At 58.0% G+C, this 25,293-nt stretch carries 16 protein-coding genes; 11 read left to right on the top strand and 5 right to left on the bottom strand.

Translation table 11 applies throughout. The features are described from left to right. Positions 1 to 92: 92 nt before the first annotated feature. From betA to yccS, 7 genes are all read left to right on the top strand, one after another. On the top strand, positions 93 to 1,796 hold the full coding sequence (gene betA / locus ACYASS_RS21125) for a choline dehydrogenase (protein ID WP_463587556.1): 1,704 nt from the start codon (positions 93 to 95) through the stop codon (positions 1,794 to 1,796). Between the two features lie 385 nt (positions 1,797 to 2,181). Then, entirely contained in the window at positions 2,182 to 3,624 is a 1,443-nt protein-coding gene (locus tag ACYASS_RS21120; RefSeq protein ID WP_463587555.1) for a TldD/PmbA family protein, read from the top strand. Next, entirely contained in the window at positions 3,624 to 4,949 is a 1,326-nt protein-coding gene (locus ACYASS_RS21115) for a TldD/PmbA family protein (protein ID WP_463587554.1), read from the top strand. Before ACYASS_RS21120 ends, ACYASS_RS21115 begins: the two co-directional genes overlap by 1 nt. A 169-nt stretch (positions 4,950 to 5,118) precedes the next feature. Then, on the top strand, positions 5,119 to 6,537 hold the full coding sequence (gene mdtD / locus ACYASS_RS21110; protein ID WP_463587553.1) for a multidrug transporter subunit MdtD: 1,419 nt from the start codon (positions 5,119 to 5,121) through the stop codon (positions 6,535 to 6,537). A gap of 163 nt (positions 6,538 to 6,700) precedes the next feature. Then, positions 6,701 to 8,080: an ATP-dependent RNA helicase DbpA gene (gene dbpA / locus ACYASS_RS21105; protein WP_463587552.1), complete on the top strand. Its 1,380-nt coding sequence runs from the start codon at positions 6,701 to 6,703 to the stop codon at positions 8,078 to 8,080. 140 nt (positions 8,081 to 8,220) lie between these two features. Next, positions 8,221 to 9,399, top strand: coding sequence for a BaiN/RdsA family NAD(P)/FAD-dependent oxidoreductase (locus tag ACYASS_RS21100; RefSeq protein ID WP_463587551.1), 1,179 nt, complete (start codon positions 8,221 to 8,223; stop codon positions 9,397 to 9,399). A gap of 228 nt (positions 9,400 to 9,627) precedes the next feature. Continuing rightward, positions 9,628 to 11,829, top strand: a complete 2,202-nt coding sequence (yccS, locus tag ACYASS_RS21095) for a YccS family putative transporter (protein WP_463587550.1) — start codon at positions 9,628 to 9,630, stop codon at positions 11,827 to 11,829. Here yccS and ACYASS_RS21090 read toward each other — a convergent pair. Further along, a complete protein-coding gene (locus ACYASS_RS21090; protein WP_463587549.1) occupies positions 11,810 to 12,547 on the bottom strand; it encodes a substrate-binding periplasmic protein in 738 nt (245 codons plus the stop codon). The genes yccS and ACYASS_RS21090 overlap by 20 nt on opposite strands. Before the next feature lie 272 nt (positions 12,548 to 12,819). Between ACYASS_RS21090 and ACYASS_RS21085 the strand changes: the two genes are divergently transcribed. After that, positions 12,820 to 13,278 (top strand): GNAT family N-acetyltransferase, encoded by a 459-nt coding sequence (locus ACYASS_RS21085; protein ID WP_122664205.1) that lies wholly within the window; start codon positions 12,820 to 12,822, stop codon positions 13,276 to 13,278. An 18-nt stretch (positions 13,279 to 13,296) separates the two neighbouring features. Here ACYASS_RS21085 and ACYASS_RS21080 read toward each other — a convergent pair whose 3' ends face one another. From ACYASS_RS21080 to ACYASS_RS21070, 3 genes are all read right to left on the bottom strand, one after another. Further along, the gene (locus tag ACYASS_RS21080; protein WP_463587548.1) at positions 13,297 to 13,593 is read right to left on the bottom strand and encodes a winged helix-turn-helix domain-containing protein; all 297 of its coding nucleotides are present in this window, start codon (positions 13,591 to 13,593) and stop codon (positions 13,297 to 13,299) included. A gap of 126 nt (positions 13,594 to 13,719) precedes the next feature. Further along, positions 13,720 to 14,211, bottom strand: a complete 492-nt coding sequence (locus ACYASS_RS21075; RefSeq protein WP_463587547.1) for a M48 metallopeptidase family protein — start codon at positions 14,209 to 14,211, stop codon at positions 13,720 to 13,722. A gap of 55 nt (positions 14,212 to 14,266) precedes the next feature. After that, complete coding sequence (locus ACYASS_RS21070) at positions 14,267 to 16,396, bottom strand: putative bifunctional diguanylate cyclase/phosphodiesterase (protein WP_463587546.1); 2,130 nt, start codon at positions 16,394 to 16,396, stop codon at positions 14,267 to 14,269. Positions 16,397 to 16,708: 312 nt separating this feature from the next. Between ACYASS_RS21070 and ACYASS_RS21065 the strand changes: the two genes are divergently transcribed. Beyond that, positions 16,709 to 17,380 carry a polysaccharide lyase family 7 protein gene (locus ACYASS_RS21065; protein ID WP_463587545.1) on the top strand — a complete coding sequence of 224 codons (672 nt, stop codon included), beginning with the start codon at positions 16,709 to 16,711 and terminating at the stop codon, positions 17,378 to 17,380. Between the two features lie 203 nt (positions 17,381 to 17,583). Here the strand turns inward: ACYASS_RS21065 and putP are convergent, their stop codons facing one another. Then, on the bottom strand, positions 17,584 to 19,071 hold the full coding sequence (gene putP, locus ACYASS_RS21060) for a sodium/proline symporter PutP (RefSeq protein ID WP_463587544.1): 1,488 nt from the start codon (positions 19,069 to 19,071) through the stop codon (positions 17,584 to 17,586). 454 nt (positions 19,072 to 19,525) lie between these two features. On the opposite strand from putP, the gene putA reads away from it, so the two are divergent. Beyond that, entirely contained in the window at positions 19,526 to 23,479 is a 3,954-nt protein-coding gene (gene putA / locus ACYASS_RS21055; RefSeq protein WP_243244290.1) for a trifunctional transcriptional regulator/proline dehydrogenase/L-glutamate gamma-semialdehyde dehydrogenase, read from the top strand. A 267-nt stretch (positions 23,480 to 23,746) separates the two neighbouring features. Beyond that, the gene (locus ACYASS_RS21050) at positions 23,747 to 24,898 is read left to right on the top strand and encodes an NHL repeat-containing protein (protein ID WP_463587543.1); all 1,152 of its coding nucleotides are present in this window, start codon (positions 23,747 to 23,749) and stop codon (positions 24,896 to 24,898) included. Positions 24,899 to 25,293: the final 395 nt, after the last annotated feature.

Below are 25,293 nucleotides of genomic sequence, written 5' to 3'. Positions count from 1 at the left end.
GCGATGCGGTGTGTCCGGCATACCTCCTCGCGAACAAGTTCGCTCCTACCGGGACAGCGTGACCTCCCCATTTCTTTAAAGAGGGTGCAGTAATGTCCCAGGAATTCGATTACATCATCATCGGCGCAGGTTCGGCCGGTAACACCTTGGCAGCCCGTCTCACCGAAGACGCAGGCGTCACCGTTCTGCTGCTGGAAGCTGGCGGCCCGGACTATCGTCTGGATTTTCGTACACAAATGCCTGCGGCGCTGGCATTCCCGCTGCAAGGCCGTCGCTACAACTGGGCCTACGAAACCGACCCAGAGCCACACATGGGCGGTCGCCGTATGGAGTGCGGTCGCGGCAAAGGCCTCGGCGGCTCTTCGCTGATCAACGGCATGTGCTACATCCGCGGTAACGCGATGGACTACGACGGCTGGGCGAAGAACCCTGGCCTGGAAGACTGGACCTACGCCGATTGCCTGCCGTATTTCCGCAAGGCAGAAACCCGTGACATCGGCGCCAACGACTACCATGGCGGCGACGGTCCGGTCAGCGTGACCACGCCAAAAGCCGGTAACAACCCGCTGTTCCACGCCATGGTCGAAGCCGGTGTGCAAGCCGGTTACCCGCGCACCGATGACCTCAACGGTTATCAGCAAGAAGGCTTTGGTCCTATGGACCGCACTGTGACGCCCAAAGGCCGTCGTGCCAGCACCGCTCGCGGTTATCTGGATGAAGCCAAAAAGCGCGATACCCTGACCATCGTTACTCACGCGCTGACTGATCGAATCCTGTTCGACGGCAAAAAAGCCGTGGGCGTGAGCTATCTGGTCGGCGACAGCGATGCGCGCATCGAAGCCAAAGCGCGTAAAGAAGTCTTGCTGTGCAGCGGCGCGATTGCCTCGCCGCAGATTCTGCAGCGCTCCGGTGTAGGCCCGGCTGAAGTTCTGAACGCGCTGGATATTCCTGTGGTTCATGACCTGCCAGGTGTCGGCCAGAACCTTCAGGACCACCTGGAGATGTACCTGCAATATTCCTGCACTCAACCGGTGTCGCTGTACCCGTCGCTGCTGTGGTGGAACCAGCCTGCCATCGGTGCAGAGTGGATGTTCCTGGGCACGGGCATCGGCGCCAGCAACCAGTTTGAAGCGGGCGGTTTCATCCGTTCCAGCGAAGAATTCGAATGGCCGAATATTCAGTACCACTTCCTGCCGGTAGCGATTAATTACAACGGTACCAAGGGCGTGAAGGAGCATGGGTTCCAGGCTCACGTGGGCTCCATGCGTTCGCCAAGCCGTGGTCGTGTGCAGGTCAAATCGAAGAACCCGCGTGACTACCCGAGCATCCTGTTCAACTACATGGCGAGCGAGCAGGACTGGCAGGAATTCCGCGACGGCATTCGCCTGACCCGTGAAATCATGCAGCAGCCTGCGCTGGACCAGTACCGTGGCCGTGAAATCAGCCCTGGCATTGAAGTTCAGTCAGATGAAGACCTCGACACCTTCATTCGTGAACATGCCGAGACGGCTTACCACCCATCCTGCTCGTGCAAGATGGGCACCGATGAAATGGCTGTAGTCGACGGTGAGGGTCGCGTGCACGGCATGCAGAGCCTGCGTGTAGTCGATGCGTCGATCATGCCGCTGATTACCACCGGCAACCTGAACGCACCGACTATCATGATCGCCGAGAAAATCGCCGACAAGATCCGCGGCCGCGCGCCTCTGGCTCGCAGCACTGCTGATTACTTCGTGGCGGGTGACAAGCCAGCACGTGGCAAGCCAGTGCGGGAAGTGAGCCGTACCGCGCAGTGAGACTTGAAATGCAAAACCTGTGGGAGGGCTCGAAGTCTCCCCTTGAAACTCGGTGACACCGTAGCCGAGCCCACTGGATGACATGGAACCTGTGGGAGCCGGGCTTGCCCGCGATAAGAACGCCGCGATCTGAAGTGTGAACCGCGTCAGCCTTATCGCGAGCAAGCTCAGCTCCCACAACCTCTCCCTTCCCCGCGCTTGATCCCGACATGGCCACAGGCCTAATCTAGCGCCATCGTTCAGCTCTACGCCGCGTCGCGCCCGTCGCGAATGAATTCGCTCCCACATTGAAATGCGATCCACCTGTGGGAGCGAATTCATTCGCGAAGACGCCAGACCAGGCAACGCCGAATCCCCCGCCTCACCCGAACAAGGATGACGCTGCATGTTCGATTTTTCCGCTCAGCTCCAGCAGCGGTTTTCCGCCTTGCAGAGCCGTGCCCAGTTCTTCTCCCTGCGTTATGTCCGTCAAACCAGCCAGCATCTTTGCGTGCGCAAGAACGTCGCTGAACCGCCGCACTTGAGCACTGACGAAGGCGCGATGCTGACCGTGCGCCTCAATGGCGTCGAAGCTTACGCAGCAACCCGGGACATTTCCCAACGGGGTCTGCAAGCCGCGCTGGAACAGGCCGAAGCCCACGCCCTCAGGCTCGCACCTTACGCACTGCTGAACCTCAGCGATCAACCTGTTGCGACCGCGCAGGCTGACTACCTGTCGCCACATTTGCAGGACGCCTTCCCGCCCTTGAGCGATTGCCTCCAGCTGTTGCTCAGCGAATCCAGCGCCGTGCCCAAAGACGAGCGACTGGTGAACTGGCAAGTCACGCTCGGCCTGGAAAACGTCGAGCAGATTTATCTGAATAATGCAGGCGCACAGATTCGTCGGGCGCAGCGCTTTGTCTATCCGGGCATGACCGTCACCGCCTACGACGGCAGCGACAGCCAGACTCGCAGCCTGGGCCGGGACAACTTCGGCCAGCAAGGCGGCGCGGAAGTCATCGCCAGTTGCGGACTGGTGGGCGCGGCCAGCAAAGTCGCCGACCAAGCCTTGCAACTGATCATGGCCCCCAACACGCCAAATGGTCCTCGGGACCTGCTATTGACGCCAGACCAAATGATCCTGCAAATCCATGAGTCCATCGGCCACCCGCTGGAGCTGGATCGTATTTTGGGTGACGAGCGCAACTACGCTGGCACCAGCTTCGTCAAAGCCAGTGACTTCGGCCACCTGCAATACGGTTCCGAGTTGCTCAACGTGACCTTCGATCCGGACATTCCTGAGCAACTGGCCAGCTACAGCCACGACGATGACGGCACACCCGCCAGCAAACAGTTTCTGATTCGCAAAGGTGTGCTGGAAAGACCGTTGGGCGGCGCGCTGTCGCAATACCGCGCTGACTTGCCAGGCGTCGCCAATAGCCGCGCGTGCAACTGGAATCGTCCGCCGATCGATCGCATGGCCAACCTCAACATCGAGCCTGGGGATAAGTCCCTCGACCAGTTGATCGGCAACATCGAACACGGCGTGCTGATGTCCACCAACCGCTCGTGGTCCATCGACGATGCGCGCAACAAATTCCAGTTCGGCTGCGAGTGGGGCCAGTTGATCGAGAATGGCGAACTCAAAGGCGTGGTGAAGAACCCGAATTACCGGGCGATTTCCGCGCAGTTCTGGAAAAACCTCAGCGCCGTGGGCGACGCCAGCACCTTCAAGGTGTTGGGCACGCCCAACTGCGGCAAAGGCGAACCCAATCAAGTGGTACGCGTCGGCCACGCCTCACCCGCCTGCGTATTCAAGCAAGTCGATGTATTCGGAGGGGATGCCTGATGTCGCATCAACAGCAGTTTCAGGCACTGGTCGCAGCGCTCAACAACGCCATCAGCGATCCAGAACATTTCACCCTCGCCTACAGCGCGGAAGAGTCGGATTTCATTCGCTTCAATCACGCCAAGGTGCGTCAGGTCGGCAATGTGCAGCAGGCCAGCGTGACCCTCAAACTGATCGACGACGAGCGCCACGCCGACTTGCAACTGACCCTCAGCGGCGATGGCGAGCTGGATCGTCAGCGTTTGAGCGACGCCTTGCAGCAACTGCGTGAAACGGTAGCGCTGTTGCCGAAAGATCCTTACCTGAAGCCCAACACCGAGGCCTGGCAGAACACAAATGTTCAAGACTTGCCGTTGCCGGACAGCGAACATGTGGTCGAACACATCGCACGACTCGGCGAAGGGCTTGATCTGGTCGGCTTCTATGCTGCCGGGCCTCTATACCGCGGTTTCGCCAGTTCGTGGGGCGCGTTTGGCTGGCATGAGGCGAACAGCTTCAATTTCGACTGGAGCCTGTTTCACGAGAGCGGTCAGGCGGTCAAAGCCAACTATGCCGGGCACGACTGGAGCGACGAAGGTTTCGCGCGTCGTTTCGAGCTGGCTCGCCAACAGTTGGAGTTTCTCGGCAAGCCGCTGAAAACCCTGGCACCGGGTCAATACCGTGCCTATCTGGCTCCTGCGGCGATGGATGAAATTATCGGCATGCTGTGTTGGGGCGGCTTTTCGGCCCAATCATTGGCGAACAAGACCAGTCCATTGCAACGGCTGTACAGCGGCGATGCTCAGTTCAGCCCGCTGGTGAGCCTCGACGAGCAGGTCAGCGGTTCGCTGTCGCCAGCCTTTTCCGGTGAGGGTTATCCACGTCGGGATCTGGCGTTGATCGCGGGTGGCAGAGGCCGCGAGCAATTGGTGGGTTCTGCCAGCGCCGCCGAGTACGGTTTAACGGCCAATGGCGCGGAGCCTTGGGAAGCGCCGAACTCATTGAGTATGGCGGCGGGTAATCTGGAACTGGAGCAGATTCTGGAGAAGATCGGCACCGGGCTGTACATCGGCAATCTGTGGTACCTGAACTACTCCGACCAGCCCGCCGCGCGTCTGACCGGCATGACGCGCTTTGCGACGTTCTGGGTTGAAGACGGCAAGATCCAGGCCCCGGTTAGCACCATGCGTTTCGATGACAGCGCGTACAGCCTGCTGGGCAGCGCACTGGAAGATTTGACCAAAGAGCGGGAACTGATTCTGTCCACGAGTACCTATAGTGAGCGCCAGACAGCGTCCAGTCAGCTGCCCGGTGCGTTAATCAGCAAGTTGACGTTGACGCTTTAAAGGCCGCTGAAAAATCACTGTGAAATGAGGCTTTTGTGGGAGCAGAGCTTGCTCGCGATAAGGACACTGCAGATATCAGGTATATCGCGTCCAACCCCATCGCGGGCAAGCCCAGCTCCCACAGGATATCGATCAGCCTCAGGATCGTTTCCGACAACAGAGGACCCACATGCCGACCACCACACCGCTTCTGGATGAAAAAACCCTTCGCTGGCTGCCTTGGGTAGTCGCTATCGCGTTCTTCATGCAAAGCCTGGACGGCACGATTCTCAATACCGCGCTGCCTTCCATGGCGCGCTCGCTGGCGGAAGATCCGTTGCGTATGCAATCGGTGGTCATCGCCTACATGCTGACCATCGCCCTGTTGATCCCCGCTTCCGGCTGGATCGCAGACCGGTTTGGCATCAAACAGATTTTCTTCAGCGCGATCCTGCTGTTCAGTTTTGGCTCGCTGCTGTGCGCCGTTTCCAACTCACTGAGCATGCTGGTTGGCGCACGGATTGTTCAGGGTTTAGGCGGCGCATTGATGCTACCCATCGGGCGATTGATCGTACTGCGCGCCTATCCACGCTCGGAGTTGGTGCGGATCATGAGCTTCATCACCCTGCCCGGCCTGCTGGGTCCCTTAATGGGTCCGAGCCTGGGCGGCTGGATGGTGGAATACCTGAGCTGGCACTGGATCTTCCTGATCAACATTCCGGTAGGCATCCTCGGCTGCTGGGCGGTGCATCACTTCATCCCTGACCTGCAAGGCGGCGGCCGTACAAAATTCGACGGCATAGGCTTCGCGCTGTTTGGCGCGTCGATGGTGTTGATCACGATAGCCCTGGAAGGCCTCGGTGAATTGCACTTGCCGCATCTACGCGTGGTGCTGTTGTTGTTCGCAGGCTTTGGTTGTCTGGCAGCCTATTGGCTGCGGGCCGGGCACGTTGAGTCGCCACTGTTCGCACCTTCACTGTTCCGCACCCGTACTTTCGCGGTAGGCATTCTCGGCAACCTGTTTGCCCGTCTCGGCAGTGGTGCCTTGCCCTTCCTCATGCCCTTGCTGCTCCAGGTGGCGCTGGGTTATTCACCGTCACAAGCGGGCATGAGCATGCTGCCTTTGGCGGCTGCAGCGATGTTCGCCAAGTCGGTGGCGCGCTGGCTGATCGAGCGGCTGGGTTATCGCATCATCCTCACTGGCAACACGCTGATGCTCGGTATTCTGCTGTCGAGTATTGCTCTAGTGGATGCGCAAACACCTTACTGGGTACTGCTGGTGCATCTGGGTCTGCTGGGAGCGGTGAACTCGTTGCAGTTCACCGCAATGAACACTGTCACCCTGATCGATCTGGACGACGCCAGCGCCGCCAGCGGCAACAGCCTGCTGTCGGTAGTGGCGCAGTTGTCCCTGAGCTTCGGCGTGGCGTGTGCGGCAGCCTTGCTGGGCGGCTTTACCGAACAGGTGTCGACCGGCGAAGTGAGCAGCGTGCTGGGCGCCTTCCAGCTGACCTTCCTGACCGTGGGGGTGATGGCGATGCTGGCGGCGGGGATCTTCCTGCAGTTGCCGCCGCGTGAAGCTAAAGCCAAGGCGCCACCTGACCGGTAGGAGCGAACTTGTTCGCGAGACGTCTGCCCTGCGTAAGCCGATCCATCCCTCGCGAACAAGTTCGCTCCTACCAGGGAATGCATTACTGCCACCCGGCGGGAGCGCGCCTGATGGCCCTGTGACCTGATACACTGCGCGACATTTTGTTTTGCAGGCCCATACCGTGACTAACACCGCTTTCAATACTTTGCCCCTGTCCGCCGCCATGTTGGCTAACCTGGAGTCCCTTGGTTATGCCGAGATGACGCCGATTCAGGCGCAAAGCCTGCCGGTGATTCTCAAAGGAATGGACCTCATCGCTCAGGCCAAAACCGGGAGCGGCAAGACCGCTGCGTTTGGTATCGGCCTGCTCAACCCGATCAACCCGCGCTACTTCGGCTGTCAGGCGCTGGTGCTGTGCCCGACCCGCGAATTGGCTGACCAGGTCGCCAAAGAAATTCGTCGCCTGGCCCGTTCGGAAGACAACATCAAGGTCCTGACCCTGTGTGGCGGCGTGTCGTTCGGCCCACAGATCGGCTCGCTGGAACATGGCGCGCACATCATCGTGGGTACTCCGGGCCGCATTCAGCAGCACCTGCGCAAAGGCTCGCTGGTGCTTGATGGCTTGAACACGCTGATCCTCGACGAAGCCGACCGCATGCTGGACATGGGCTTCTACGACGCCATCGCCGACATCATCGAGCAGACGCCGAAAAAGCGTCAGACCCTGCTGTTCTCCGCCACTTACCCAGTGGGCATCAAACAGCTGTCGTCCAAGTTCATGCGCGACCCGCAGACCGTCAAGGTCGAAGCGCTGCACGCCGACAGCCAGATCGAACAGATTTTCTACGAGATTTCCCCGGAAGATCGTCTCGACGCCGTCGTGAAAGTCCTCGGTCATTTCCGTCCGCAATCCTGCGTAGCGTTCTGCTTCACCAAGCAGCAGTGTCAGGAAGTGGTCGATCACCTTACCGCCAAAGGCATTTCCGCCGTGGGTCTGCATGGTGATCTCGAACAGCGCGACCGTGATCAAGTGCTCGCGATGTTCGCCAACCGCAGTACGTCGGTACTGGTTGCGACTGACGTTGCAGCCCGTGGTCTGGACATCGATGCGCTGGACATGGTGATCAACGTCGAGCTGGCCCGTGATTCGGAGATGCACATTCACCGCGTCGGCCGTACCGGTCGTGCGGGTGAAAAAGGTGTTGCAGTCAGCCTTGTCGCCCCATCGGAAAGCCAGCGCGCCCGCGCCATCGAAGAAATCCAGAAAGCTTCGCTGCGCTGGGAACAGCTCGACAGCCTGAAGAACGCTGGCGGCTCGCAACTGATCCCGACCATGAGCACGCTGTGCATCGGTTCGGGCCGTAAAGACAAGCTGCGTCCAGGAGACATTCTCGGCGCGCTGACGGGCGAAGCCGGTATTCCTGGCGCACAGGTGGGCAAGATCGCGATCTTCGATTTCCAGGCTTATGTAGCAGTTGAACGCGGCGTCGCCAAACAGGCGCTTGAGCGCTTGAACAACGGCAAGATCAAAGGCAAATCGCTGCGCGTGCGGATTTTGTAAGATCTAAAGCCAAATGCAGGACCTGTGGGAGCAGAGCTTGCTCGCGATAAGGCTGGACGCAATTCACTTTAGATCGCGTCCAGCCTTATCGCGAGCAAGCTCTGCTCCCACATAAAACATCACACCCCGAGGAAATCGCTTTGCCCGTTACTGACGTTGTGATCATTGGCGCTGGCGCCGCAGGTTTGATGTGCGCGCTGACCGCTGCTGGCCGTGGCCGCAAAGTGATGCTGATCGATCACGCCAACAAGCCCGGCAAGAAGATCCTCATGTCCGGTGGCGGGCGTTGCAATTTCACCAATATGTACACCGAGCCGAGCAACTTCCTCTCGCAGAACCCGCACTTCTGCAAGTCGGCGCTGGCGCGTTACACCCAGTGGGATTTCATCGGTCTGGTGGGCAAACACGGCGTGCCGTACCACGAGAAAAAGCTCGGGCAGTTGTTCTGCGATAACAAGTCCAGCGACATCCTCGAAATGCTCCTCGACGAATGCAAGCAAGCCGGTGCCAGCCTGCACATGGACACTTCCGTGCAGCAGATCGAGAAAACCGAAAGCGGTTACAGCCTGACCACAACGCTGGGCAACATCAGCTGTGAATCGCTGGTGATCGCTACCGGTGGTTTATCGATCCCCACCCTGGGCGCGACCGGTTTTGGTTATCAGGTCGGCAAACAGTTCGGTCATACCTTGCTGCCAACCCGCGCCGGGCTGGTACCGTTCACCATCACCGACCAGCTCAAAGAATTGTGCACAGAGCTGTCCGGCACGTCGATGGATTGTCTGGTCAGCTGCAACGACACGAGCTTTCGCGAAAACATCCTGTTCACCCACCGCGGCCTCAGTGGCCCGGCGATTTTGCAGATTTCCTCGTTCTGGCATCCCGGCGACGCGGTGGAAATCAACCTGCTGCCTGATCACGACGCTGCTGACTGGCTGGCAGAGCAACAAGCCGAGCGGCCCAACAGTGAACTGAAAACCCTGCTGGGGGAAATCTTCACCAAGAAGATGGCCAACCTGATTGCCGAGCAGTGGTTCGTGTCCAAGCCTATGAAGCAGTACACCCACGCCGAGTTGGCGGACATCGCCACAAAGCTGGCCTCGTGGCAGGTCGTACCGGCAGGCACGGAAGGTTACCGCACCGCCGAAGTCACTCTGGGGGGTATCGATACACGCGAAGTGTCTTCCAAGACGATGGAATCCCTGAAATCACCGGGGCTGTATTTTATCGGTGAGGTGCTGGACGTCAGCGGGCATCTGGGCGGCTTCAACTTCCAGTGGGCCTGGGCGTCAGGGTATGCGGCTGCGCAGTTTGTTTAATGACTGGAGTGCGATTTAATCCTTGTGGGAGCTGAGCTTGCTCGCGATAAGGCTGGAGGCAATTCACTTTAGATCGCGTCCAGCCTTATCGCGAGCAAGCTCAGCTCCCACAGTTTTTAACCTCTGCATCCGGCCCCACAGAATAAATCTCGCCAACCGGATGTACAGATGCGGCTCAGGCCTGTACATATCCACTTCAGCATTGATCAATCGTGAAACAGCTCCTTTATGGCATCGAAATCTCTTCGTCATACCTTCCGCCGTCTGTGGGCGCTGGATAAGTTCAGTTATAGCGTTCGAGTCTTCATTGCGCTGACCGGCAGCATGGCGCTGTGCTGGTACCAGAATGAGATGGGCTTGCTGATCCCGCTGTTCCTGGGAATTATCGCCTGCGCCCTGGCCGAGACCGATGACAGCTGGCAAGGCCGCCTCAATGCACTCGCGGTGACGCTGGTGTGTTTCAGCGTCGCCGCCATGGCCGTGGAGTTGCTGTTTCCGTATCCGTGGATCTTTGCCATATCACTGGCGATTGCCAGTTTTGCGCTGACCATGCTCGGCGCGCTGGGCGAGCGCTATAGCGCGATTGCCTACGGCACCTTGATTCTCTCCGTTTACACCATGATCGGCGTCGATCAGCGTGGCGGCGAAGTGCTGGACTTCTGGCACGAACCGATGCTGCTGGTGGCGGGCGCGGCGTGGTACGGCTTGCTGTCAGTGTTGTGGCAAATGCTGTTTTCCAACCAGCCAGTGCAACAGGCACTGGCGCGCCTGTTTCGCGAACTGGGTCAGTACCTGAAGTTGAAATCGAGCCTGTTCGAGCCGATTCGCCAACTGGACGTCGAAGCACGTCGTCTGGAGTTAGCCCAGCAAAATGGCCGGGTCGTCGCGGCCTTGAACGCCACCAAGGAAATCATTCTGCACAGGGTCGGCAACGGTCGGCCCGGCTCGAAAGTCAGCCGCTACCTGAAGCTGTACTTCATCGCGCAGGACATCCACGAGCGCGCCAGTTCATCGCACTACCCTTACAACTCACTGGCCGAAGCGTTCTTCCACAGCGATGTGCTGTTCCGCTGCCAACGCCTGCTGCGCCAGCAAGGCTCGGCCTGCCAGGCATTGTCCGAGTCGATCCAGCTGCGCCAGCCGTTCGTTTACAACGACAGCTTTGCCTATGCCATGGAAGACCTACGCGCCTCGCTGGAGCACCTGCGCATCCAGAGCAACCCGGCGTGGCGCGGCCTGCTGCGCTCCCTGCGCGCATTGGCCAATAACCTGGAAACCCTGGACCGGCTGCTCAGCGATGCCAGCAACCCCGATGCCGTGGCCGATGCCACTGACAGCTCGCTGCTGGACCGCTCGCCACGTACCCTCAAGGACGCATGGACGCGCCTGCGCCTGCAAATGACCCCGACCTCGTTGCTGTTCCGCCACGCCTTGCGCCTGCCGCTGGCGCTGGTGGTCGGCTATGCGATGGTGCATTTGATTCACCCGTCGCAAGGCTACTGGATCATCCTCACCACGGTATTCGTTTGCCAGCCCAGTTACGGCGCAACGCGTCGCAAGCTGGGCCAGCGGATCATTGGCACAGCCATCGGCCTGACCATCGGCTGGGCACTGTTTGATCTGGTCACCAGCCCGATCCTGCAATCGATGTGTGCGGTGCTGGCGGGTGTGGTGTTCTTCGTCAATCGCACCACCCGCTACACACTCTCGACTGCAGCCATCACCATCATGGTGTTGTTCTGCTTCAATCAGGTCGGCGACGGGTACGGCCTGTTCCTGCCACGTCTATTCGATACCCTGCTGGGGAGCCTGATTGCAGGGCTTGCAGTGTTCCTGTTCCTGCCGGACTGGCAAGGACGACGTTTGAACAAGGTGCTGGCCAATACCCTCACCTGCAACAGCATCTACCTGCGCCAGATCATGCAGCAATACGCCAAGGGCAAGAGCGACGACCTGGCTTATCGCCTGGCGCGGCGTAACGCTCACAACGCCGATGCAGCGCTGTCCACTACGCTGGCCAACATGCTGATGGAGCCTGGCCATTTCCGTAAGGAAGCGGACGTTGGTTTCCGCTTTCTGGTGCTCTCGCACACCTTGCTCAGTTATCTGTCAGGCCTGGGCGCGCACCGCGAAACGCAGCTACCGGCAGAGGTCCACGAGCAGCTGATTAATGGCGCGGGCACGACGCTGGCGGCCAGTATTGATGAAATCGCCCAAGGCCTCGCCGAGAAGCAGCCGGTGGCGATCCACAGCGACGCTGAAGAGGCGCTGGCCGCTGAGCTTGAGCAAATGCCCGATGAACTCGATGAAAGTCAGCGTCTGGTACAGACCCAACTGGCATTGATCTGCCGTCAACTGGGGCCGCTGCGAACCTTGGCGGCGCACTTGATCAAGGCGCCAGAGCCTGTTGCTACAGACCGTGTCGCTTGAAGATTGCCGCGTAACTGCCGTCAGCTTTCATGGCGGCAATTTCCCGGTTGAAAGCTTCAACAATGCCCTGATGCCCCGGATTCTTGAGGCTGACCAGAATATGCAGGCTGTTTTCGCTCAATGATTTAGACAGGAACTCAAGCTTGTCGCGAACGTTCTTGGGCTCCGCCGCCAGATAAAAGCGGGCGACGAATTCATCCTCTACCGCGAGGTCCACCCGCCCCGCCGCGACCATGCGCAGCGCCATGGAGAAATTGCTCACAGGCACTTTCTCCAGCAACTTGTCGTTATCAAATTCGCTGGAATAGCTGTACCCACGCACCACCGCAATCGGCCGTTCGTAGAGCTGACTCAAATCCTGAAACTGAACGCTGGACCGGCTGCGCTTGAGGAAACGCACACGGTTGAGCAGATACTCTTCGGAAAATTGACCGATAAGTGTACGTTCATCGCTGAACCACGCGTTGATCAGCACATCGTAACGACCTTCTTCGACCCCGAGCAGCGCTCGCGCCCAAGGTACCTGCGCATAGTCGGTGCTGTATCCGGCACGTTGCAGTGCAGTACTGACCAGATCAGTGGCCAGACCGTTGTTGAGTAATGAAGCTTCTGTAAACGGGGGCCAGGAATCGGCCACCAATCGCAATTTTTCCTCCGCATTGGCCTGAGCCGTCAGCAGAAATCCCAGTAAAGCTATGGCTCTAAGCACACACGACATGCTTTTTTCCCTGAGACGAGCATTGCCCGGATGATGACAGACGAGACCCCGCGTACACGGCATCCATGCTGGCATGTAGCCTCATTGAAGCTGCATATAACCCTTTTCACAACTCACACATAGATGACATTACGTGCGGCGCTTCGCAAAAACCTCAAAGGGTTATCGGCCAGCTTCACGAAACATTCATAGGGCCTTCTTTGCAGGCGCTTATGGGGTATATGACCGGATGAGGTAGTATTCGCTCAACGTTTCTTCACCGAGTCAGCGAAATGCCAATCAACTGGATCTGCAAACACCACACCGACCTGAGCAAGGAGCAGCTTTACGCCATCCTGCAATTGCGCGCCGAGGTGTTCGTGGTTGAGCAGAAGTGCGTTTACCTGGATATCGACGGCCAGGATCTGATCGGTGATACATGCCACCTGATGGCCTGGCAGGAGGACAAACTGGTCGCTTATCTGCGCTTGCTTGATCCGATCCAGCAAGGCGGCGACGTGACTATCGGCCGCGTAGTGACTGCGCCCTCGATCCGCAGCCGCGGCATTGGCCACGAGCTTATGGAGCAGGCGCTGGAGAACGCGGAGAAAACCTGGCCCGATCAGCCGATCTATCTATCAGCCCAGGCGCATCTGCAACGGTATTACGCCCGGTACGGCTTCGAGCCGGTAGGCGAGGTGTATCTGGAAGACGAAATCCCCCACATCGGCATGCGCCGCGACCTGGAGTAGCGATCAGGTACGGCGGACTCAGGGGTAACCCAGCACTGTTTTGATCTGCCCCTGGTTGTCCGCAATCCAGCTTTTATCTATCGCGCCCCAGCTACGAATGCGGTATTGCCCGGCATGATTACGGGCGCCATCAAGCTGCTCGAACTCACATTCGATATCGAGATCCGCCAGCGCGGCGATCGTGTCCTGCGCCGTACGGCGGGGCATGCCGGTAACCTCGACCAATGCCGGGACGTTGCTGGCCAGTTCGCTGTCGATCAGATACGCCACGTATAAGCGGCGGTAGAAGCTGGATTTGGTTTTGCTGACGTCCATGGGTAGCCTTTCTAATATTCGAAGTACGTCCTGCTGGAGCGAGGCTTGCCCGCGAAGAACGATAACGCGGTGTGCCTGGTTTATCGAGGTGATATCTTCGCGGGCAAGCCTCGCTCCAACAAGGTGCTACTGCCTATCCCGCCAGGTCAGGTAAATCCGCAGATCAAACTCCAACTGGTGATACCCCGGCTGCATGTGCTCGCACAGCTGGTAAAACGCCTTGTTGTGATCGGACTCCTTGAAGTGCGCCAGTTCGTGCACAACGATCATTTTCAGGAACTCCGGGGGTGCTTCCTTGAACAACGAGGCGACGCGAATTTCTTTCTTGGCCTTGAGCTTGCCGCCCTGCACACGGGAAATCGTGGTGTGCAGCCCTAGTGCGCGATGAGTCAGATCGAGCCGATTATCAAACAGCACTTTGTCGATGTTCGGCGCATTTCGCAGGTATTCCTGCTTGAGCCCCAAGGCATAGGCATACAGCGCTTTATCGCTCTGGACCTCGTGACGACCGGGGTAACGTTGCTGTAAATATTCACCCAGCTTGTTGCGGGCGATCAACTGCCGAACCTGATCCTGAAGCGCGGGAGGATAGGCCTGAAGGTATTTGAGAGGAGCCATCGCCGATGCAGTCATGAGCCGTAACGCTGATTCGAAAGGCGCCAGTGTACATAAATCAATGCTGTTTCAGGCTCTCCCAGTCGAATAACTTCGGAAAGCGCAGCGCGTCGTCGGCCAGCATGGGCCGTCCGACCAGGTAACCTTGAATCAGCTGACAACCGTTGTCAGCCAGCCACTGGTATTGCTCGAGGGTCTCGACCCCTTCAGCGATCACCAGCACGTTGAGGTTGCGACACAGGTCAATAATGCTGCGCGCTACAGCGGTGTCGCGAGGTGTTGTGAGCATGCCCGCGATGAAGTGCCGATCGATCTTGAGCGTATCGATATCCAGGTTGCGCAGATGCGTCAGCGAACATTCGCCGACACCAAAATCGTCAAGCGCCACACTCACGCCGATGTCATGCAAATGGCGGATCTGGTTACGGCTGTGGGCCAGATTGTGCACCAGCGATGCTTCGGTGAGCTCAACCTCCAACTGGCCTGGTTTCAGATCGTAGCGCTGCATGGCGCGGCGCAACTCAGAGGCAAGATTAGGCATGCAGAACTGGGTTGGACTGATGCTGATGCTCAGCACCAGTCCAGCATCAAAAACATCATTGCAGCGGCTACGATGTTCGGCGCCTTGCTCGAAGATCCAGCCGCCCAGCTTATTAATCAATCGGGTTTCTTCCAGCAGCGGAATAAACACGCCCGGCGGCACATCTCCGGCGCTCGGGTGCTGCCAACGCAATAAGGCCTCGAAACCGCGCAACTTGCCATCAGCGATGGATACCTGCGGCTGATAGACCATGGAGAAATCATGACCATCGATGGCGCTGCGCACACTGTCTTCGAGCATCAACCTCGAACGCGCCCGGCCGTTCATTTCCTGGTCGTAAAACCGATACTGCTGGCGACCGGCCCGCTTGGCCTCGTACATGGCAATATCCGCCGCACGCAGCAAGCCGTCGAGGTTGGAACCGCAGTCGGGATAGGTGGCAATGCCGATACTGGCACCCAGCGTGACATCCAGGCCGTCGACCTGCCTGCGCACTGATACCCGCTCAATCAGCTTTTCCGCCACCTTGGCAGCCTGCTCGGGGAAGTCCAGACCATCGATGACCACGGTGAACTCATCGCCCCCCATGCGCGCCAGCACGTCATAAGGCCGCATGCAATCCTTGAGCTGCTGGGAAACCCAAAGCAGCACTTGATCGCCAGCGTCATGCCCCAGAGAATCGTTGACGCGCTTGAAGCCGTCTAGATCAAGGTACAGCAACACCAGGAATCCCCCAGCTTGCTCGTTGCGTAACAACAAGCCTTCTACCGCCTGGTAAAACCCCCGTCTGTTGAGCAAGCCAGTCAATGCATCGGTAACGGCCTGCTGCTCGAGTTGCTGATAAAGATCGCGGACCACCGACATGTCCAGAATGCTGAATACCATGGCCTTCTGCTCTACGGGCAAAGGCGCGCACGACAATGCCACTGGCAGTTTGCGGCCTTCATGGGTACGCAGAACGGCATCGTGCAGACGGTAGATTTCAGCGTTGCGATAGTGACGATAGAACCCTGACTGCGCCCAATCAGAGACCTGCGGCTCGACCAGGTAATCAATCACGCTGGTACCTCTCAATTGCTCGGTACTGGCACCGAGCAACCGACAGATAGCCGGGTTAGCGAAATTGATGAGCCCGGCCTCGCTGACGACCAGAATTCCCTCGTCGATGTTGTCCAGCACTGATGCGTTGAAGGCCCGGGCCGTTTCCAGCTCTCGAGAGATCCGTTGCAGGGCGCGCTGGTTCTTCTGCTGCTCAAGAAGAGCCTGGACTTTTGGCCTGAGTACGTTGGGATCGAAGGGTTTGAACAGGTAGTCGATGGCGCCGCTGGCGTAACCACGATGTACGGCGTCCTGAGACTGCTCGTTGGCAGTCAGGAAAATGATGGGGGTCAGCCGCGTTCGCTGGCTGCCGCGCATCAGGCGTGCGACCTCAAAACCGTCCATGCCCGGCATCTGCACATCAAGCAGCACCAGGTCGACCTCGCGCTCCAGGAGCACAGTCAACGCTTCGATTCCGGAGCTTGCAGTCACGATGCACCAGTCCTGCCTCTGCAGAACAGCGCGCATGGTCACCAGATTCTCTGGGTAGTCATCAACAACCAACAAAACAGAACAGCCATCACCCGGCTTGGTTTGCGCGCATTCCATGCAGTTTCTCTTATGTAGCACGACATTCAGGGACCGTCGCGTCGATTTCCAATCAAGATAACTCTAGTCGGATATGACGGAAACTGAAGGTGGCTTTGTGACAGCCTTCGCTAAAGTTCATATCCACCCGACTAACGGTCATTTCCTACAGGCCAATCAGTACATGCCCTACAGCCAATGTGACAGCACTTTGACGTCACCCGTTCGACAATTAATCGTTAACAGAACGTTATTGAGAACGTATAACAACAACCCGCAAAGGCTTGACATAGACGCCTCTTACTGGCAATGCGACATATTGGAAAACATCACATGGTAGACATGGCTTCGTGGAATCTGAGCATTCCTGTGGGTTCGCCCCCCAAAACCATCGAGACGTCCCAACTGAAGAAAGGCTATGACGGCAAGTACTTCCGGTCTGAGTCGGGTTACATCTTTTTCTGGTCACCCGTCACCGGTTCGAAAACCGCCAACGCCAAATACCCGCGCAGCGAACTTCGAGAGACCTGGGCCGACGGTACGTTACATAACTGGATGTACCCACAGGCCGACAACTTTCTCGACGCGACCCTGGAAGTGAATCAAGTGCCCTCTTCCGGCAAGATCGTGATTGGCCAGATACATGCCTACGAAAGTACCGAGCCGATGCTCAAAGTTGAGTATCAGTACAAAGAAGACACTAAATCAGGAAACATCGTTGCCAAAGTCCGCAACCGTTATGACGATGATAAAAGCCGCGTCATTCCGATAGCAGAAGGTGTGCCGCTGAACGAGAGGTTCAATTACAAGATCCACCTCAGCCCTGGTGGCGACCTGAGTGTCAGCGCCAGAGGGAAGAACTGGAGCAGCCCGATCAGCGCCACCTGGCGAGACAAGCCGCTGTACTTCAAAGCGGGGGTTTACGTGCAAGACAACAAGGGTTACAGCAGCGAAGGCGGTAAAGCCACCTTCTATAAGCTGGACATCGATCACAACAAGATTTAGTGCTGCATCCCTGAAACCCCGCCTCTCTGCAGGGGTGCTCCTGTCGTCCAGACGCCGCGCGCTCGCGCAGCAAACACGGACCCTGCAGGAGCGACCGGGGTGGCGATCCACCTTGCTCGCGATAACGGTAGACCTGTTAAGAAATTACTGTCTGGCCAGCCGCTATCGCGAGCAAGCTCACTCCTACAGCCCCTACATCTGGCCTAGCTCGCCGCCTTGAACTCTTTCTCGGCCAATTCAAAACGCGATTGCATGCCAGCCGAAGGCCCTTTGCCAATCAGACTGAACACAACGATGGCGATGCTGGCGAACAGGAAGCCCGGGATGATTTCGTACAGCCCCCAGATTCCAAGTTGCTTCCAGACGATCACAGTAATAGCGCCGACCAGCACACCCGCCAGCGCTCCGTTGCGAGTCATGCCTTTCCAGAGCACTGAAATCAACACCACAGGACCAAATGCAGCGCCGAAGCCAGCCCAGGCATAGCTCACCAGCCCAAGTACACGGTTGTTCGGATCGGCAGCCAGCAAGATGGAGATGATCGCGATCAGCAGCACCATCGCACGCCCGACCCAGACCAGCTCTTTTTGCGAAGCGCTTTTACGCAGAAAGGCTTTATAGAAATCTTCGGTCAACGCACTGGAGCACACCAGCAGTTGGCAGCTCAATGTGCTCATCACCGCAGCCAGAATCGCCGAGAGCAATACGCCAGTCACCCAAGGGTTGAACAGCAGCTTGGCCAGCTCAATGAATACCCGCTCAGGGTTTTCGGTAACTGGCCCGGCGACATCGGGATTCGCCGAGAAATAGGCAATCCCGAAGAAGCCCGCCGCCACGGTGCCCCCCAGACAAAGGATCATCCAGGTCATGGAAATGCGCCGTGCGCTGGCAATCGACTTCACCGAATCTGCCGCCATAAAGCGCGCCAGAATGTGTGGCTGACCGAAGTAACCCAAGCCCCAGCCCATCAGGGAAATGATGCCGATGATGCTGGTGTTGCGGAACATGTCGAAGTTGGCTGGATCCTTGGCCTCGATGGCAAGGAATGTCGCGTCAACGCCACCGGTCGCCAGCAGCACGATGATCGGCGTCAGGATCAAAGCAAAAATCATCAGTGTTGCCTGCACCGTATCGGTCCAGCTCACTGCGAGAAACCCACCTACAAACGTATAAGCGATGGTTGCTGCAGCACCAGCCCACAGTGCGGTTTCGTAAGACATACCGAAGGTGCTTTCAAACAGGCGTGCACCGGCAACAATGCCCGAGGCGCAATAAATAGTGAAGAACACCAGAATGACCACGGCGGATATCACCCGCAGCAAGCCGCTTTTATCTTCGAAACGACTGGTGAAATAGTCCGGCAGTGTCAGGGCATCACCGTTGTGCTCGGTCTGTACACGCAAACGACCGGCGACAAACAGCCAGTTCAGATATGCACCAATAATCAGACCGATCGCGATCCAGCTTTCAGACAGGCCCGACATATAAATGGCACCGGGCAAGCCCATTAATAGCCAGCCGCTCATGTCCGAAGCACCGGCCGACAACGCCGTAACGACGCTGCCCAAACTGCGACCGCCCAGAATATAATCCGACAGGTTGTTGGTTGAGCGATAAGCCATCAGGCCGATCAGCACCATTACTGCGATATAGATCACGAAGGTGATCAGGGTGGGATTGCTGACACTCATTGGTATTTCGCCTTGGCATTGTTTTTATTTAGCGAGGCCGACTTTGACCGGGAGATTAATAGCCAAGGCGCAGAAAGAAAGCGGCAGATTTTCTGGCCCCACTCCCAGCCGAAGCCGGTCCCGCGAGAACAATTCTTGGTCGCACATGCGACATCGCGACGCATCCTATTCAACAACTCATCAGCGGTGCAACCCATTTACGGCCAAAAAGTTGCACCTCAATGTCATCGTTGCTAGTTTTTTGCGAAGTTTGCCCCGTTCCAGAGCGTGAGCTTCCTTTCGTCCGAACATCGGCACTGCAGTTGTGCACCACAGAACATCGAACCAGGACCGGCTGGCAGGCCGCGAAAATATTCAGTAAAAAAGGGTTGCACCCGGTTGCACCTCGACCTGCTCATGGCTAATCTTGTCCGACAACCAAGGCCACATTGCAGTGGCATGATGAGGACAGCACATGGCGACCACCACCCTGGGTGTCAAACTTGACGACCCGACCCGCGAGCGATTGAAAGTAGCCGCTCAGTCCATCGACCGGACTCCGCACTGGCTCATCAAACAGGCGATTTTCAATTACCTGGAAAAGCTCGAAGGTGGTGCAACCCTTTCCGAACTCAATGGCACGGCTGGCAAAGACGGCGATGACCACGGCGAATTGCCAGTGGACACGACGCACCAGTGCTTCCTCGAGTTCGCGGAAAGCATCCTCCCGCAATCAGTACTGCGCGCTGCAATTACTGCGGCCTATCGCCGACCGGAACCGGAAGTAGTGCCGATGCTCATTGAGCAGGCGCGCCTGCCTGTGCCGATGGCTGAAGCGACCAACAAACTGGCCGCGACCATTGCCGAAAAGCTGCGTAACCAAAAGAGCGCTGGCGGCCGTGCAGGCATCGTTCAGGGGCTGCTGCAGGAATTCTCCCTGTCGTCCCAGGAAGGTGTAGCCCTGATGTGCCTAGCCGAAGCGCTGCTGCGTATTCCGGACAAAGGCACCCGCGACGCATTGATCCGCGACAAGATCAGCACCGGCAACTGGCAGCCGCACTTGGGCAACAGCCCGTCGCTGTTCGTGAATGCTGCAACCTGGGGTCTGCTGCTGACCGGCAAACTGGTCTCGACCCACAACGAAGCCGGGCTGACATCGTCCCTGAGCCGGATCATCGGCAAAAGCGGCGAGCCCATGATCCGCAAAGGCGTGGACATGGCCATGCGCCTGATGGGCGAACAATTCGTCACCGGTGAAACCATCGGCGAAGCATTGGCCAACGCCAGCCGCTTCGAAGCCAAAGGCTTCCGCTACTCCTACGACATGCTCGGCGAAGCTGCACTCACCGAACATGACGCACAAAAATACCTGGCTTCTTACGAGCAGGCGATCCACTCCATCGGCAAAGCGTCACACGGCCGTGGAATCTATGAAGGCCCGGGCATCTCCATCAAGCTCTCGGCATTGCACCCCCGCTACAGCCGCGCCCAGTACGAGCGTGTGATGGAAGAGCTGTATCCGCGCCTGCTCTCGCTGACCCTGCTGGCCAAGCAATACGACATCGGCCTGAACATCGACGCCGAAGAAGCCGACCGTCTTGAGCTGTCGCTGGACCTGCTTGAACGCCTGTGCTTCGAGCCGCAACTGACCGGCTGGAACGGTATTGGCTTTGTGATCCAGGCTTACCAGAAGCGTTGCCCGTATGTGATCGACTATGTGATCGATCTGGCTCGACGCAGCCGCCACCGCCTGATGATTCGCCTGGTGAAAGGCGCTTACTGGGACAGCGAAATCAAGCGCGCTCAGGTCGAAGGCCTGGAAGGCTATCCGGTCTACACCCGCAAGGTGTACACCGACGTTTCCTACATTGCCTGTGCACGCAAACTGCTGTCGGTGCCGGAAGTCATCTATCCGCAATTCGCCACACACAACGCGCATACGCTGTCGGCCATTTACCACATCGCCGGTCAGAACTATTACCCCGGCCAATACGAATTCCAGTGCCTGCATGGCATGGGCGAACCGCTTTATGAGCAAGTCGTGGGCAAGGTTGCCGATGGCAAGCTGAACCGACCGTGCCGCGTGTACGCCCCGGTGGGCACCCACGAAACATTGCTGGCTTATCTGGTGCGCCGCCTGCTGGAAAACGGTGCGAACACCTCCTTCGTCAACCGTATTGCTGATCAGTCCATCTCCATTCAGGAGCTGGTGGCTGACCCAGTGGCCAGCATCGAGCGCATGGCGACTCAGGAAGGCGGCTTCGGCCTGCCGCACCCGCGCATCCCCTTGCCGCGTGATCTGTATGGTGCCGAGCGCGCCAACTCCAGCGGTATCGACCTGGCCAACGAACATCGTCTCGGCTCGCTGTCTTCAGCTTTGTTGGCCACCGCGCACAACGACTGGAAGGCCGCGCCAATGCTCGGCTGCCCGGCCAGTGAAGGCGCTTTCACCCCGCTGCTTAACCCGTCTGACCTGCGTGACGTGGTCGGACAAGTGCAGGAAGCCAGCCTGGAAGATGTCGACAACGCCCTGCTCTGCGCCCTGAGTTCCGGCCCTATCTGGCAAGCCACCCCGCCAGCTGAACGCGCTGCGATTCTGGAACGTGCCGCCGACCTGATGGAGGCCGAAATCCAGCCATTGATGGGCCTGCTGGCTCGCGAAGCTGGCAAGACCTTCGCCAACGCTATCGCTGAAGTCCGCGAAGCAGTGGACTTCCTGCGCTACTACGCGGTGCAGGCGCGCAACGATTTCAGTAACGACGCGCACCGCCCGCTGGGCCCGGTGGTGTGTATCAGCCCTTGGAACTTCCCGCTGGCGATCTTCAGCGGCCAGGTCGCCGCTGCATTGGCAGCCGGTAACCCGGTACTGGCCAAACCTGCGGAACAAACACCACTGGTTGCCGCACAAGCCGTTCGTATCCTGCTCGAAGCCGGTATTCCCGAAGGCGTACTGCAATTGCTACCCGGCCGCGGTGAAACCGTGGGCGCCCGCTTGGTCGGTGACGATCGGGTCAAAGGTGTGATGTTCACCGGGTCCACCGAAGTTGCTCGGCTGCTGCAACGCAACATCGCCGGTCGCCTTGACGCTCAAGGTCGCCCGATCCCGCTGATCGCGGAAACCGGTGGCCAGAACGCAATGATCGTCGACTCGTCGGCGCTCACAGAACAAGTGGTCATCGACGTCGTATCCTCAGCTTTCGACAGCGCCGGTCAACGCTGCTCGGCCCTGCGTGTACTGTGCTTGCAGGAAGACTCTGCCGACCGCGTCATCGAAATGCTCAAGGGCGCCATGGCTGAATGCCGTCTCGGCAACCCGGAGCGCCTGTCTGTAGACATAGGCCCGGTGATCGATGCCGAAGCCAAGGCGGGCATTGATAAACACATTCAAGGCATGCGCGACAAAGGCCGCACGGTCTATCAGGTTGCAATCGCCGACAGCGACGAAATCAAGCGCGGTACTTATGTGATGCCGACGCTGATTGAACTCGAAAGCTTCGACGAGTTGCAGCGTGAAATCTTCGGCCCGGTGCTGCACGTGGTCCGTTACAAGCGCAAGGAACTGGACCAGTTGATCGGTCAGATCAACGCCTCCGGTTACGGCCTGACGCTCGGCGTGCATACCCGCATCGACGAGACCATCGCCAAGGTCATCGACAACGTTAACGCGGGCAACGTTTACGTTAACCGCAACATCGTCGGTGCTGTAGTAGGTGTGCAACCGTTCGGCGGCGAAGGTCTGTCGGGCACAGGGCCGAAAGCCGGTGGTCCGCTGTATCTGTATCGCCTGCTTTCGACCCGCCCGGTCGACGCCATCGAGCAATCGTTCGTGCGTGGCGATGCTTTGGCGGCACCCGACACCCGCATGCGGGATGCCTTGAGCCAGCCATTGCAGGCTCTGAAAACCTGGGCAACCAGCAATCAGCAAGCCGAGCTGGATCAGCTCTGCAGCCAGTTCGCCGTGCAATCGCAAAGCGGCGTGACTCGCCTGCTGGCAGGCCCTACCGGCGAGCGCAACAGCTACAGCATCCTGCCGCGCGAACACGTGCTCTGCCTTGCCGAAGCGGAAAGCGACCTGCTTATTCAACTGGCTGCCGTTCTGGCCGTGGGTAGCAGCGCAGTCTGGCCGGACAACGCGTTGAGCAAACCACTGCGTGCCCGCCTGCCGAAAGAAGTACAGGCGCGCATCAAGCTGGTGGCCGACTGGACGAAAGACGAGGTGCTGATCGATGCCGTTCTGCACCACGGCGACTCGGATCAACTGCGCGCTGTTTGCGAGCAAGTGGCCCAGCGTCCGGGCGCCATCGTTGGCGTCAACGGGCTGTCCCATGGCGAAACCAACGTAGCACTGGAGCGCCTGGTGATTGAGCGCGCACTCAGCGTCAACACTGCCGCTGCGGGGGGTAATGCGAGCTTGATGACCATCGGTTGATGGTTGGCCGGGATTTAAAAAAGAGAGCTTCGGCTCTCTTTTTTATTGCCATAACTTTAAAATCTTGACAACTAAGCCACTTATTGATTCGCTATAAAAACAGATTTAAACCACCGCAGATAATTGCACTTATACCTCACCCATACGCCTGCGTATGCGACACTAAAAATTCATTGCACTCTCTAATACTCTGTGATTAAACGCCTCTATCGACTGATTAATTCATCTTTCGAAAACTATATAATTAACGCAATCAGAGATTAAAGAATGACAATCTTACACAATCAAAGAACTGAGTTTGATCCTGCCTTTGGTATCAATGGCAAACTTGATGTCCGCCCACCGGGCAACTTTCGTAATGACTTGTCGAACCTGGCCATGGATGCCTCCGGCCTGCGTTTGATGATCTATGGGGCCTACGAACGCGAAACACCAAATTCGCCTATCCCGGGTGTTGCCTCCCTTTACCTCAACGGTAACTTCGATACCCGCTTCGGCGACAAGCAGGACGGCCTTACCATCGCACCACCGAATGTCCTCGCACAGAGCGCCAGCGGTTTCGCCAGGTTGAACAATGGATCATTCTTCATCACCGGTTCAGCGTCCCAACAACTTCCGCTCCTCCGATATGACCCTGAAGGGCGACTGATGTACGTCATGGATCTGGCCGAGGGTCCGCAATATTCCACTCCGCGACTACTGGGTATGGGTGAAGCCGTCTTATTGGCCAGCTCCGACCGTAACGGGGGTGTTATTTATTGCCGTAACTACGAAACAGACGAACCTTATTTCGGCATTGATGGCAAGGCAACTTTCCTGACGGGTAATAGTTATGTATCTACCTTGCACATGGTGCGCAGTGCTGATGACTCGTTTTATCTGGCCGGTGAAGTAGGCAATGACGGTTATATACTGCGCATGACCCGTACAGGCGAACTCGATCAAGGCTTTGCCGAGGGTGGTGTGTACAGGGTCAGGATGGTGGATGCCCGTTACAGCTCTTGCCGCAGGGTGATTGACCTGCCTGATGGCAAAGTCCTTGCGTTGATTAACGACTCAGGCTCCGAGATCGGCGCGGCCAGCCACATGATTCGTTTGACCGCCACCGGGCGAATCGACCCGACATTCAATCGCGGCGAACCCGTTCGCATCCCAGGCGAAGTCGGCGAAGACATGACACTGCACGCTGACGGCAGAATCCTCGTGGTTAATCGCGGCGTGATGACTGGCAACCTGCTAACCCGCTACCTGCCTGATGGCTTGCTGGACATCGAGTTCGGCAACGAAGGGACAGGATCAATCACGTTTACCAATGACCAGATCGGCTTCGTCAAAGGCGTGATGGTTCAGCCTGACGGCAAGATTCTCATTGGCGGAACATCCGGGTCGATCACAACGCTACTGAGGTTGCTGGCGTAAGACCTGACTGACCACTACGGCCGCAACCAGGCCACATGGCTAGCGGGTCCCACTGAATGATGCCGACCTCTGGGAGCCGGGATTGCCCGCGATAAGGCTGGAAGCGGTTTAGTTTAGATAGCGGTGCCCTTATCGCGGGCAAGCCCGGCTCCCACAGGGATAGTATTTCAATCAGATGCCTTGGATCCCACAGCAACCCGGTTACTTTCGCTAACGAAACGCCCTGTAAAATGGGCGTTTCCGACAGGCTTCTCCCTTTCTTCTGCGTGAAACTTCCTAGAAACTCCTGACCCCGTTGCGTGGGTGTTTTTGCCTCTTTAGGCTGCGTCGGTCACTGCTCATCAGTGATCGGGTTTAGCAGCCTGATTAACGCTTACCACGCAAGACGCAACGCT

Source organism: Pseudomonas sp. HP_14 (assembly GCF_055283875.1).
Note: the sequence above shows the minus strand (reverse complement) of the source record. Positions and strands in the feature narration are given on the sequence as shown.